General features: G+C 46.9%; 6 protein-coding genes and 1 rRNA gene. 1 reads left to right on the top strand and 6 read right to left on the bottom strand.

Annotated elements, in window-relative coordinates:
* Positions 1-139 precede the first annotated feature (139 nt).
* Positions 140-256: ribosomal RNA gene (gene rrf, locus Q1Q15_RS24695) — 5S ribosomal RNA — on the top strand.
* A gap of 142 nt (positions 257-398) precedes the next feature.
* Here the strand turns inward: rrf and Q1Q15_RS24690 are convergent.
* From Q1Q15_RS24690 to Q1Q15_RS24665, 6 genes are all read right to left on the bottom strand, one after another.
* Positions 399-1199, bottom strand: coding sequence for a hypothetical protein (locus tag Q1Q15_RS24690; RefSeq protein WP_300465322.1), 801 nt, complete (start codon positions 1197-1199; stop codon positions 399-401).
* The gene (locus tag Q1Q15_RS24685; protein ID WP_300465321.1) at positions 1160-1918 is read right to left on the bottom strand and encodes a hypothetical protein; all 759 of its coding nucleotides are present in this window, start codon (positions 1916-1918) and stop codon (positions 1160-1162) included. The genes Q1Q15_RS24690 and Q1Q15_RS24685 overlap by 40 nt, the downstream gene beginning before the upstream one ends.
* Before the next feature lie 669 nt (positions 1919-2587).
* On the bottom strand, positions 2588-10060 hold the full coding sequence (locus Q1Q15_RS24680; RefSeq protein ID WP_300465320.1) for a type I polyketide synthase: 7473 nt from the start codon (positions 10058-10060) through the stop codon (positions 2588-2590).
* 130 nt (positions 10061-10190) lie between these two features.
* Positions 10191-11795, bottom strand: coding sequence for a PfaD family polyunsaturated fatty acid/polyketide biosynthesis protein (locus tag Q1Q15_RS24675; protein WP_300465319.1), 1605 nt, complete (start codon positions 11793-11795; stop codon positions 10191-10193).
* Between the two features lie 129 nt (positions 11796-11924).
* Complete coding sequence (gene xerD / locus Q1Q15_RS24670; RefSeq protein WP_300465318.1) at positions 11925-12812, bottom strand: site-specific tyrosine recombinase XerD; 888 nt, start codon at positions 12810-12812, stop codon at positions 11925-11927.
* Between the two features lie 4 nt (positions 12813-12816).
* The coding region (locus Q1Q15_RS24665; protein WP_300465317.1) for an SUMF1/EgtB/PvdO family nonheme iron enzyme at positions 12817-14372 on the bottom strand (1556 nt) is incomplete at its 5' end.

The raw sequence follows: 14372 nt of genomic DNA, 5'->3' as shown, positions 1-14372 counted from the left end.
GGTGTGTAATCACAGTAATGTGTTCAGCTAACTGGTACTAATAGGTCGTGAGGCTTAGCCACTTCTTCCACCGATAATTTTGAACGCTTTAATGCCAACATATTAACAATAATTTACTACAACAGATTAAATAGTTTGAACCGGTGACAATGGCAAAGAGGTCACACCCGTACCCATCTCGAACACGGAAGTTAAGCTCTTTAGCGTCGATGGTACTGCATGGGAGACTGTGTGGGAGAGTAGAACGTTGCCGGTTCATTTTTTAAAAAAGCCCTGATCATCCTTGCGATGGTCAGGGCTTTTTGCGTTTGTGATCTAAGCGTTGTTCAGCCTGTCTTTTTCAATGGTTTTTCTTGAGACATTCGGACGCTCTGGATGCGATTTGATCTTGTTTTTCTTTATCGGTCCCCAGACAGTTTTTGCAGCGTCAGCCCGTAGCGTGTTGAAAACCAGACGTTTCCGGCAGTATCCACAATAAGGTGCTCCACATATTCATCGGCAAACGCAGGCATCTCGGTGCCGGAATAAAGGGTCCAGGAGGTGTTGTCTGCATTCAAAAAATAGGCTCCGAATGCTCCGTAAAACCATTTTCCGTCATTTTGATCAACATAGATGCCATAATAATATCGGTCTGAAACCGGCATATCCGGCAAGTCAATCCAGGTTTCCGTATCAGCGTCAAAGGCAAAGGGCTGTTGACGAAGGGGAGCAAAATATACGATATTGGCACTGTCTGTTGCAGTATAAACACCGTTGAATGCATCGAAATTCTGCCCGCCTGCACTGCTGCGGAACTGCTGCCAGGTTCCATCCGGTTTCAGCCTGGCAATACTGGCATCATTATATGCCGGGAACCAGATATTGCCGCTCTTATCGGCGGTGATGGAATTGAACCGGTTAGTGGTCAGTGTGGTACTGCTTCCCATGTGGGTATAGGATGTTACAGAAGGGGTTTTGTCCGGTGCGAGGGTCATTCGATGAACACCGGTACCGTTGCCGGGAACCGAAGGCTCATATCCGGTCACAAACCAGATTTTGTCCTGCTGACATTCGACACTGATGATCGATCCACTGTCCAGTCCCATCTGTTCCTTTGTATACTGAAACCAGTTGCCTCCATCCCCCGGCGTATAGTGGACAAGCCCGCTATAAAGCGTACCTATCCAGACTGTGCCGCCCACACCTGCCGCAATGTCCACCGACTGGTTCCTTTTTCCACTCCCCGGTTGGTCAATATCCAATACCGGCCCTGGGTGTCGATCAGGGCATCATTAATAAAGTCGTTGTTGTAGGTAGTGAAGACTTCACGGGTCTGCTCGACATTCAAGGATGAATCCAGAAGCACAATACTTCTGGCCGCTATGAGCAATGTTTTTCGGCTACCGTCCGGTGTGTCATTGATCAACCTTATTCTGTGGGCACTGTCAACATTAATCGTGTCACTGGAACCCAGATACTCCGTGTTGGGCATATCAAATATCTGCTGCCCCCCGTCGCTTTTTTCACAAATCACCTGCCTGTTTTTCAGGGAATACCAGGTGTTGTTCCGGCTGTCTTTTACAGCGTAACGAACATTTGCCGTAAACTCGGGTTTTTCCACCAATAAGGAGAGCTCTTTCAGCGGATAATTGTTTGCAGAGCTATTGGTTAAAAGGTGAAATGTTCCGTCCGGATCTTCGGGTGCGTGGCACCACAAAACCGGGTCATCTTCGGTCCCGTCCATGGCTGTTACCCACCATCTGCCCTGGACGTCAATAACGATATTGTCGGGTTGATGGGGAACGCTGCCTGTCCGGATCCTGTACCAGTCCGGGGGGGTACCGGCAACAACCGGTGCGATCCAAAACAAACCCATACAAAGGCTGACAGCAACAATCCAAACCTGAAAATGTGTGGAAACCCGAAATGTTTTATCCATTAATTCTCCAGTATAATTATTAAAAAAGGTTTATATCAGCAATGATAATGCGGATCCAAGCCAACTTGTTAATTAGTGTTTGGACGAAAACTCACCCATCTGCGGCGTTGCTGCAAAATCTTGAAATCCTCATGTACTATAGTACACTCCGGTTTCAAGATTTCTTGCGCCTTGCATATGGGCAACTTTTCGTCCAAACACGGTGTTTCCGGTCAGGCACTAATTAAAATTTCAATTTTAAGTTCAGCCAACTCCAAATAAAAACAGAGACATGGGCGCTATCATGTCAGTAAATATAAATATTATCCAACCGGCAACGATTAAAAAATTTGATCTGTAAATCACTATCAGTGTTTCAGTTTTGTGTAAAGAGCGATTCAATTATATTGGACCAAGCTCAATCAAATGGGCAAATCTGCCACCAGACTTTAATTGGAGATTAGCTTGACAGCGAGTTTCCATTTTTTAACGGGAAAATATTTCGATTGGCATCGGTTAACGTGACAGAAGAGCTGGGTTTGCCCAATTTTATGAAGGGGTCGGGAGACAGTTGGTACTATTTTCGTGGGCCAGGCCCGATTTTATGTTTCGGTCTTTAGCGTCGATGGTGGCAATCAGACGGGTATATTTGTTATGAGCGCCAGTCTTTCCTGTTCTCTGGCAATGGTTTTATTCTAAAACCATGCGCTGTTTTAGAAATTTATTTCCTGTTTTAATCCGATTAAACCCGATTTTGAAATCGATCATTTCATAAATACAGATACTGTCTACGGTGAGGGCGCCATCAGCTGTAATGGAAAAGTCGTCTTTTTCCTGGCAGACATCTTTAATATGGGCATGAATTTCAATTTTTTTATTGGATGGTATGATTTGCCCCCGGTAGATCCATTCATGGGATTGACCCATTGCCATTTGGGGGGCATAGGCTGCGGGATCAATATTAAATTTTTTAACAAGGAAAAACCGCATCATCTGGAGAAACGATTCAATTCCCAGGGAACCTGGACAGACAGGATCCTGGTAAAAATGGGCCTTAAAAAACCATTCCCCGGGGTCCACCCTTTTTGTGGCCTTGATATATCCTTTTTCATAGAGTCCGGCATCAAAGCTCATCTGTTCAATTTTATCGATCATTCTCAGTGCTTTTGACGGCATCCCTGTATCTTTATCCGTGTTTTTGTCGTCTGGCGTCACCGGGGCGTCATCGATAAATTGATAGGATTTTGCGTGGTTCCGGGCCTGACCGGATAAGGCATACCCGCTGAATTTGCTGCTCCGGATACCCACCTGTTTGGAAAGGGCTTGTGCGGTAAAAAAACCAAAATTGGTATGTCCTTTATACGCAACATGGCCATCTGTCAGCACTTCCATGTCAAAGTCCTGGAGTATCATCCCACCAGCTTTGGATACATCCGTCATCCGGACTCTGATGGTGATGGTGCCACAATCCCGGGATAATGCTTTCGTCAGTGTGGCTTTGCCGCCCAGATTCCGGAAATGGAGTCTCTCGTCACTTTTCAGGGCAGAACCCGCATAAGCTGCCAGCCACCCACAGGGCTGAAGTGCAATTTCAAGGAGAATGCAAAAGGGCAGGGTATCGCCTCTGTTGGCTGTAAAATACCATTCATTTTCCGGCATATCATATTGTGTTTCAATCCATCCACCCGGTGTAACTTCCCATTGCGGGTGATCTGCGGTCAATACCCTGTCCATAAAAAAATAAGGGGGTTTGGGCAGCCGTGCGATCTGTCGGTCTGAATCAAAGACACTGTATTTTTCCCCAAAGGCATCAGACGGATTCCCCTGGGCAAAAGCAAGAATGGTGTCTTTTGAAAAAAGAGGTCTGGATTTGAATTTATCTGTTAAGGACGGGTCGGTAATGGCTTCAAATCCCGTGATACTGGCAACAACCGTATTTTCGTCATTCAGAAAGGTAAAATACCCTTTTATCTTGCTTTTGGTTTCTTCATTTACTGTAAAGAGAATTCGAATATTCCCTTTTAATGTGTTAAAAGAGGCATACAGCCTTAAATTGGCAATAAAACTTGGCAGACAGACCTGTCCCATTCGTTCATAAGACCAGAGTATGGCCGCCTGGAAAGCGGCATCCAGCATCAGGGGCTCAATCACCCATTTTGAATGGAAGGGTTTTTCAAACCATTGATCCGGAGACGGTGCCAGCCGTGTCATCACCTCAATTCCTTTTTGGGAATATCCATTAATCGACGTAATGCCCTGGAGTGCTCGCCCGTGGAAAAGGATGGCATCATAGGCCTGCTCTACCGTTAACGAATAGGGGGTTAACGCCATGAAGGCGGCTTTGGACAGCACCGGGGGGGTGGGCAGCCGGTCTTTTAAAATAAGGGTACAATTGGAATGGGTAAAACAAGTATTTCCTTCATCCGTTGATGTGATACTGCTGGACGTGCTGTACCCGTTTTCGCCGGGCTGACATTTCCCCAGATTAACGGTGACCGTCACTTCATTTTTCCCGGGTTTGATACCCTTTAAAAGGCGCATGTTGTCCATTCCGGAAAAAACAAGACCTGGATTATTTTTTGCCGCTGCATGGGCGTGACATTCCATTAAAACGGCAAAGGGAACAACCGGCTCTCCTGCTAAGGTGTGGTCAGCTAAAATAGGCGCTGACGTTAACCCCAGCGGAAGGGTCATGACCTTTGAAAGCTTGGGGGGGTTGGTTTTTTGGGGCGCTGAAAGATGGGCGCCAATGATGACTTCCGGGGTATGTCGATCCAGGTTTCCCATTTCCTTTAAGACGTGTTGTGCCCCGGCTGCCAGGGGAATCAGCTCAATGCCTCTTTTTAAAAATTCTTTTTTCAACGACGCATCAACCATACCCCCTTCCCATGGGCCCCAGTTGATGGACAGGCATTTACAGTCCGGATCATCTAATGCCAGTCGTTGAGCGGTTTTATTCAAGATTTCGTTGGCCATTGAATAATCACATTGACCTTGATTACCGGTCCGGGCAGCAATGGAAGAAAACAGAACCAGATATTTGAGGGGGTCCTGTTTTGAAGCCGACAAGAGCGCGTCAAGCCCTTTTACTTTGGTTTCCAGCACATGGACAAACTGGTCCATGTGTTTGTCCATGATCCGTTTGTCTTCAAGGACGCCTGCCCCGTGGATGACAGCCGTTATGGCGTGGAACTCTTTCCGGACGGTTTTAAAAACAATCTCAATTTCTTTTGGATTCTTAATATCGGCAGAGAAATATCTGACCTGGGATCCATTTGCCTGCATCAATTGAATGTTCGCCTGAATTTCCCGGTTGGATAGAATTTTTTGATATATTTTTTCTATATCTGTCGGTTTGGGCCGCTGACCGTTAAACGCATGGGTGAGAATGGCTTTCTTAAGAAGGCCCGGGTCATGGAGGTCCCTGGCCCATCCGGGTTCTGAAGAGGGGGCATCTGAACGGCCGATAAGAACAAGGGTTGGTGAATATTGTTTGGCCAGTTCATTGGCACATGCTGCCGTAACACCTTTGGCACCGCCTGTGATGACCACGACATCTTCTGATGACAGGTCAACACTGCCCGGGGTCAAGGCCTGATCCATCAGCGTTGGAATATTACAACTGTCCCCGTCCAGTCCCATTTCAACAGAACCCTGGGTCATCATTAACGCCACTGCAGCTTCGGCATTTTCCAGGCATTTGGCCGGGGTGTCCGGCATGTCCAGGGCCCGGCATAATACATTTTTCCACTCAAGATCGGCTGTCTTTGCAAGTCCTGCAAGCCCGCCATAAACCGGATCACAATTAAAGGCCTTTCCTGAAAATCCAAAGCCGCCGCCTAAAAAGGAGACGGTCACTAAAAAAGCCCCTTTTTGAGCCCCGGAATCCATGAGATACCCGGCATTTTTCTTTACCAGGAGAAACGCGGATTGTAAAAATGCCATAGCCGTATCCCGGTGTCTTGTTTTGAAAGCGTCCGGCACCAATACAAGCCCTGCCGCATCCGGCAATTCTGGAATTTTTCCGTTGCTGATATCAATCACATCAACGGATATTCCCGATTTTTCAAATTCCATTTTAAACCGGTCAGCGATATGTGCGCTGTCTTTCGTAATATAGACTTTTTTTTTTGCCGGCAGCACTATTTTTGCGCCATTATAAAATCGGATCTGGTTGGTTGGATATTCCTGTAACCGGACAACCTGTCGTGTCAGAACTCGCTCAGTGACAGTAGGGGCTGATGGTGACGGGTCTTCATCCGTGGACGGTGACGTTTTTTTTTTAGATTCAACCGGCGTATCCTGATCACCCCTGGTTAAATAGCCGACGATTTCTTCAATGGTTTTCAAGGTGGCCATATCATCCGAAGAAATGGTATCAATATGGTCCAGTTCCTGCTCAAGTTTTGAAAGGATTTCCACCCGTTTAATGGAATCAATGCCCAGATCAGATTCCAGATTCATGGCGGGTTCCAGCATTTCAACGGGAAAACCCGTCAATTCGCTGATGGTATTTACCAGCACCGTTGAAACAATCTGGGTATCGGGTCGTTCACTATCCCCTGCAGCCACGGCGGTAACCGGGGGTGCCGGGGGGCCGGGTTCACTGGCAGGCGGTGTTTGTGATTGTATGGCATTCCAGATATCTTTCAAGGTTCTGACGGAACCGATATTATCAGTGGTTAATCCGTCACAGGAGGGGATCTGTTTTTCAAGTTCTGAAATAATTTCCACTTTTTTGATGGAATCAATACCCAGATCAGATTCAATGTCCATATCTGATTCCAGCATCTCAACGGGAAAGCCGGTCAGCTTGCTAACAATGTCAAACAGGATGGACTCGACTGGCGCTGTATCAGATGCTTTTTCAGACCTGGAAGGCAGCAGCAGTTCAACCTGTTGGAGTGCTTTGGTTTGCGGTTCAGGGTCAAGTGCCGGCGTTTCCCTGGACAAGGAAGCATTTTGAGAAACCAGGATCTGTTCGGGTTTTTGCTGGCCAGGTTCAGGATTTTGTTGGATGGTTTCAGGCACCTGTTCCGTTATTTCAGAAGGAGCGGCTGCAGGAATGGTTGTGTTAAACGCAAGATTCCGGGTTTGCTCCAGCATGCTCGCCAGGGTTTTACTGGCCTGGGCCTGTGTTTCAAGAAATTTTTCATGGGTCCGGGCTGTCTGCGTTTGAAGCTGCTGCATGGCTTCAAACCCTTTTTGTACCATTTCCATGGCGTATAATGATGATGAAGGATGGCTATCCTGGGGTCGCTGGGGTTGAGATGTCATATCAGATCCTTTTACAACTGACCGGTTGTTATTAAGGGGTTTTTTCTGTGATGATGCCGGGTTTGATTTTGGAAGCGTGCACCTGTTTTTCGGTTTTGGATTGGCACCGGAAACGAGGTGCCTCATTTTTTTTGGCGCGGGTTTTTTCGCGATATCTTCCCATTGGGCCAGATCAACGGAGAAGCCTTTTGAGGCCATCCGGCACAATACATGGGCAAGATTTTCAATACCAGAGGCATTTCCCGGGGAGGGGTCGAGTGAAACCGCTGTAATCCCCCTGTCGGTTAAAATGGATTTTACAAGGCCTGTTAACACGGACTTGGGGCCGACTTCTATAAAGGCGGAGACATTTTTATTCACCATCTGTTCAATATTGGCAACAAAATTCACCGGGTTTATCAGCTGATCGCCCAGTATTTTTTTAACATCAGAGGCCGCCCGATCATACAGGGTTCCCGTGGTGTTTGAGAGGACGTCAATAGGGGTGGGTGAAACGGTTTTAGACGACAACGCCTTTTTAAAAGGGGTGGCGGCATGGTGAACCTGTCTGCTGTGAAATGCTGCGGCAACCGGCAGCTTAACAGCCCTGAATTTGTTCTGCTTGCAAAGTTTTCTGGCCCGAAGGATTTCGTCTGTCGGGCCGGATAAAACGCCCTGGGTCGGGCTGTTTTTATTGGCAAGAATTAAGTCAAGGTTCTCGTCTGTTATCAAGGATTCAATATCTTCCAAAGCCGCCTGGACCGCCAGCATGCTGCCGGAATCCTCTTCCCGGGACCCTGCAGCGGCCATATGTTTGCCCCGGGCTGCAGCCAGTTGAAGAAAATCGTCTTCATTTATCCAGTCGGCTGAACATAGGGCAGAGAGTTCTCCAAAACTATGACCACAGGTGATATCGGGTGTGATGCCAAACCGCTTTAATACCTTGATCATGGCAAGGGAGAGGGCACCAATGGCCGGTTGGGCAATGTCGGTTTGGCGAAGTTGCGCTTCCGAGGTGCTTTCCTGCTGCAGGTGCAATGGCGGGGGGAAGATATAGTCTTGTAATGGTTTGTCGTCTGATGTGTGGTTGTTTTCCCTGGAAAAAATATCCCCTGCCTTTTCCAGGGTCTCCAGCGCTTCCGGAAATACGGAGACAAGGTCTTTTCCCATACCGGTATACTGGCTTCCCTGGCCTGGAAACAAGAATCCCAGGGCGCCGTGTCGTTTGCCGGATGAAAAATAAATACCGGGGTGTGATTGTCCCGTATCAATGATATCCATGGCGCGGGTCAGTGGCATCTGGATATCATCCGTCATTTTATGCACCATCAGCAGCCTGAAATTCTGGTCGACTGAAAATCCTTGTCTTGATTCATAGGCTTGCCAGGCAATGGTTTGTGTGGTCTCCAAGTCGTCTTCTGCCTGGTTAACGGCTGTTTTGAATGCGTTGATCCTGTCCAGCAGCCCCTGTCGGGTGTCAGACGAAAAGGCAATGATTTGTATGGCCCCATCCCAGGAAACATGGGATTTTGAAGGCATGTATTCTTCCAGAACCACATGGAAATTACTGCCGCCAAAACCAAATGCGCTGACGCCGGATCGCCTGGGACAAGAGGAAGTGGATACCCAGGGTTTGGATTCGGAATTTAAGTAAAATGCGGAATTGTTGATATCCAGTTCCGGATCGGGTTCCAGGGCTTTCAATGTCGGGGGAAGGGTTTTGTTATAAAGGGATAATGCTGTTTTTATCATCCCGGCAGCCCCTGCTGCAGCTTTGGTATGGCCGATCATGGATTTGACCGATCCAATGACGGTGTGATTTTTTTTAGCAGACGTGTTAAAACATTTTTTCAAGGCATCAAATTCTACTTTGTCCCCGACCCTTGTCCCGGTTCCATGCCCTTCCACAAGTTCAACCGTGGAAGGATCAAACCCGGCCTCGTGGTAGGCTTCGTTGAGTGCTTTCAGCTGTCCCCGGGCATCCGGGGCGTACACGGCAGCCGTCCTGCCATCGCTGGATGTGCCAATGCCTTTAATAACCGCATAGATTCTGTCATTATCTGTCTGGGCGTCGCTGAGTCGTTTTAACACCAGCATGCCGATGCCTTCACCCAGGACTGTACCGTCGGCATCTTTTGAAAAGGGTTTGGCATCACTGGTATGGGACAGAACCCCGGTTTTTGCAAAACACATGTGCATGAAAATATCATTTAAGGTGTCCACCCCACCGGTAATGGACATATCGCATTTCCCGGTAATAAGCTCCATAACTGCGGTGTGAATGGCTGACAAAGAGCTTGCACAGGCAGCATCAGTGACCGTGTTGGTACCGGAAAGGTTTAACCGGTTTGCAATTCTACCGGCAACCACATTGCCCAGAAGACCGGGAAAAGAGTTTTCCTGCCATTGAACATAATCGCCTTGTATTCGTTCAAGGATTTCTTTGCGTTTATGGTCACTGATGCCCGAGTCTTTCAACGCTTTTTTCCAGATCGGGTGCCCAAGCCTTCCCCCCAAAGGAATCACCAGTTCCTGTGTTCCGGTAACCCCTAAAATGACATTGACCTTTTTTTGTTCGAGCATGGGATGGTTTGCCGGGTAACCCGCGTCTTCCAGGGCCATTTTGGCCACCTCAAGGCCCAGAAGTTGTGAGGTGTCTGTTGCTTCAAGGTTGTTGGGGGGAATGCCGTAACTTAACGGGTCAAAGGTGACAGTGGGCAGAAACCCCCCTCGTTTACAATAGATATGGTCAGGCGTGGAGGGGTCCGGATCAAAATAGTCGTTTATTTTCCAATGGGTTTGGTCAGGAATCTCTTCAATGGCATCGATGCCATTAAACAGAAGATGCCAATATTCTTTCAAGTTCCTGGATTTCGGGAAGATACATCCCATACCGATGATGGCCACGCAATTTGCTGGGGGTGTCGTCTTTTGTGTGCTCATATGCAAAATAATTTATTTGAATAATTAAAATTATGAGCAATATACTATCTGAAAATTGGAGAATCACCCAATTGACAAGGATTTGACAAAAGTTTTACATTGAAACCGGCCCCTGAAGATAAGCGAAAATCTCCTTTTTTTCCATGGGGGTAAAATTCGTGGCATCCATGGGCAGGTCAATCCCCTGGATTTTTAACATGGATGCCCGGGTGCACAGGCAGGCACCGAACAGAAGATTCAGAGCGATTTCAGCTGTTCTGCGGTTTTCATGGTTTTCAAGAAAACTGCCTTTGACCCACTGATTAAAGGCACCAATGGCAGGACCACACCAGATCTGGTAATCCATTTTGCGTTGGGGAAGCCCCTGGATGGCCCATTTTGATGAAAGGCCCAGGTAGGATCTGAAAACAAGTGCCATTTTATGCTTTGGATCATTTTGGGCTTTTTCTATTTCTTTTATATGGCCGGTTTGATGGAAAAAGTCCCTGGTGGACCGCCAAGCGTCTTCAAAGGTTGCCTGTAAGAATTTTTCCTGGATTTCCTGTTTTGATCGTTCGTCAATTTCCTCAAAGCAATTGTGGGATTGATAAAATTTATACAATTTGTCTGCCCTCACAGGAAACATGGTTCCCCGTTTTAACACCTGGACCTTTGCGCCGATTTCAAACATATCTGCGGCAGGGGCCATGGTCACATCTGCCTGCTCCGCCTGGCAGAGCATTCGTTTAACTGCCTCACAGATGTCGGCTTCAACACAGGATTGATTGATGGAGCCGGTTAAAATATAGGCAGCCCCCATTCCAAATGCGGCCGCTGCTGATTCCGGCGTGGCAATTCCACCGGCAAGCCCGACACACAGCGGGTCGGTATACTTGTAGGTTGCCATGAATTCGTTTCTTAAGGATATCATGGTGGGCAGCAGGGTCAATGCCGGACGATTGTCCGTATGGCCTCCCGAGTCTGCTTCTGCCGTCAGGTCCTGGGCCATGGGAATAAATTGTGACAGGCGGGCCTCCTGAAGCGTGATCACCCCCTGTTCCACAAGGATGTCCACCAGTTTTTTCGGTGGCGGCGAGAAGAATTGCCGGGCAATTTCAATCCGGGACACTTTCGCGATGATATGGTTGGGTGTAACGATATGCCCCTCATCATTCTCATAAATCCCTTTAATTCGATAATACACAAGGGCCGGGGTCATGCGCATGAAAGCCGCGGCACTGACAAGATGGATGTCATGCTTTAAATACAGCTCAACCGTTGCCATTTCATGGGCCGGATCACCCAGCGAGTGAATCAGGTTAAACCCAAAGGGCTTGTCTTGCAGGGTGGTTTTCAGGTCGATGATATGTTCTTCTATTTTTTCAATGGAAAGGCCACCCGCCCCTAAAAAACCTATCATGCCATTCTCGGCCATGGTTTTTACCATGGCAGCAGACGCGATGCCATTGGCCATGGCCCCGGCAATATACGGATATTTTAAGGCATGCCGTTTTTTAAATCCTTTGTCGCCAAGGTTTTCCAGCGGGACAGCAGAAACAAATGCTTTGAACCGGTGCCCTGTATCTTCCTTAAACGAGGACAAGAAAAAATGATTATCGGCCGGTATAAAATGAATCCCATCTTCTTGCTGAATCGCAACGATGGGGTTATTCACCTGCATGAGCAGTTCTTTCAAGGACGTTGAATTTGCAATGGGCATTATGGTTTCCGTATATAATTTAGGTAAAAAGTGTTTAATTGCCGGTTTCAAAAAAAAAGTAACCCAATCTATTACCATAAAAGGAATTTAAGAATCAACCTGGAATTTTTTGATTCAGCTAGCTAACCGTTAATTTCTCGGATGATATTGTTGATGCATCCTTACCAGGTAGTCCTTTGAGATGTGGGTATATATTTGTGTGGTTGAGATGTCTGAATGGCCGAGCATGGCTTGGACAGACCTTAAGTCCGCACCCCCTTCAAGCAAATGCGTGGCAAAGGAATGTCTTAAGGTGTGCGGCATGATGTTTTTGGATATATTGGCAAGCAGCGCGTATTTTTTTATGATTTTCCAGAATGCTTGACGGGTCATTGGGTTGCCGGCCCTTGCCACAAAGAGATAGGGGGTTGAAATGGTTTTCAGCAGGATCGGCCGGCCTTCCGTGATCCATTTCTGTGTAATGGATCTTGCCGGGGAACCAATGGGGACAAGTCGTTCTTTGGCGCCTTTCCCCATCACTCGCACAAAGTTTGCATCCAGATGAATGTCCTGACATTTCAATGAGATTAATTCAGACACTCTCAGGCCCGCCCCGTACATGATTTCCATCATTGCGGAATTCCTCATTTCCCTGGGCTTTCTAATATCAGGGACATCCAGGAGAGCGTTAACTTCCTGGACGGTCATGATTTTTGGAAGTGCCAGGCCGGTTTTGGGGATATCAATATTTTTTACCGGGCTTTTCTCTACTTTTTTTTCATCAATTAAGAATTTATAGAACCCCCGGAGGGTAATCAAATGTCGGGCCCTTGATTTAGCAGACAGTCCTTTTTTAGATAGATCTATCAACCAGGCAAAAATGACGGCCGTATCCACTTTATCCAGGTCAAGGATGTCATTTTTTTCAAGAAAGGAGAGATATTGAGCCAGATCTGCTGAATAGGACATCAGGCTGTTATTGGACAAGCCCTTTTCAATGATAAGGTAGTCAATATATTGTTGGGTTAAGGCATCCATGGGATTATAAAAATATTTCAGAGATGCATCGAAAACCGATGGTGTTTGAGGTAAACCCGTTTTTGAACAATGCTCTGGAGCTGATCGTTACATCGTTTCCTGCGTTCCAGGCCCCCCCCTTTGCCACACAGTATCGGATGGTTTCCTTTGATTTGATTGGCGGACATTCCATGTCTGATGTCCACTCCATAACATTGCCCAGCAGGTCTACAATTCCAAATTTATTTGCAAATACGTCATATTCGTCCACGTCGCAGGTATCAGATAAACCGCTTTGCTCAATATTCAACGCTTTGGGGTTAATGTCATTGCCCCAGGGGTATGTATATCCCATATCTGTTCTGGCTGACGCTTCCCATTCCGCTTCCGTTGGGATCCGTCTTCCGATCCAGGCGGTGAATGCCATGGCATCCGCCACACTGACCTGGACCACGGGATGATATTTCTTGTGATGCAGGGATGAATCCGGGCCCGAAGGGTGATACCAGCAAGCCCCTTTTACGTCTTCAGCCCCTGCCGTCTTATGCCAGGTTAACCCGGCGGAATTTTTTTTGAACCGTGAAGAATACACCCTGCCATAGCCCTTTTTTTCTGCGGTTGTAACATATCCGGTCTGTTCAATAAATATTTCAAACAAAAAATTGCATATGGGATAAATACCAATGTAAACTTTGGGCATATCAAAGGGTTGTAATTCTAAACAGGTTTTTATGTTTTTCCGGGTGCCGATGGTATAAGTGCCTTCAGGAACGATCCCATATTGATTGTATTTTTTTTCGCGTTGTCCTAATGTCTCATCAAACTGTTCGGCAATCGCTGACTTTTTCCTGAAGTCTTCTAAAGCGTTGACCTCGTCTTCGTCAAGCGCGTCGATTTCTTCAAATTCTTCCGTGTCCAGCACCTCATAATTTTCTTCCTCATCCAGGTCAATCTTTTCAACGTCTTCTTCAACATCTTCGTCATCATCCCGTTGTTCAAACTCGTCATCCCCATCTGCCTTGCGTTCTTCGACATCTTCGTAACTGTCATCTATTCCGTCATCCTCGGGCCCCGGTTCAATTTCTTGTGTATACTCGTCCGTCATTTTATTCAGGAGTTCTTTCATCTGATCTACCATGTCTTCCGTGTGGACATCCATGTCCTTCGTTTGAAAATTTTCTCGTAAATTTTTGATGGCCCTTAAAAGATGGGTCGCCTGATCAAGATTCATGTCACCGGTTTTAACGGCAGCCGTAAAAGAGTTGAGAAGGGTGTTTTTTGCTTCCTGGGTCATATCAAATACATTGGAAACCGCAATGATGATGTTTTCAGGATTCTGTCCTTTTTGGGAAAGTTTTTCCAGATCCGCATTAATCGAGGATTTTACGCTGGAGAAATTTCTTCGTTTTGCTTTGATTTTTGCCGGTGTATCACCGACATCCCAAACGGATTTGATCAGGATATCTGTGTCCAGATCGTTGAGTTGTTCAATGGACTGGTCTGAAGTATAAAAAGTCCGTATGGCTGAAATCGTTCGTTGCTTTACCGAATCTGACCGGTAATTAAGGTTCGCAATCGCCT

The sequence above is a fragment of the Desulfobacula sp. genome (assembly GCF_030145145.1).
Lineage (GTDB): Bacteria > Desulfobacterota > Desulfobacteria > Desulfobacterales > Desulfobacteraceae > Desulfobacula.
This window is presented reverse-complemented; position numbering and strand designations above follow the sequence as displayed.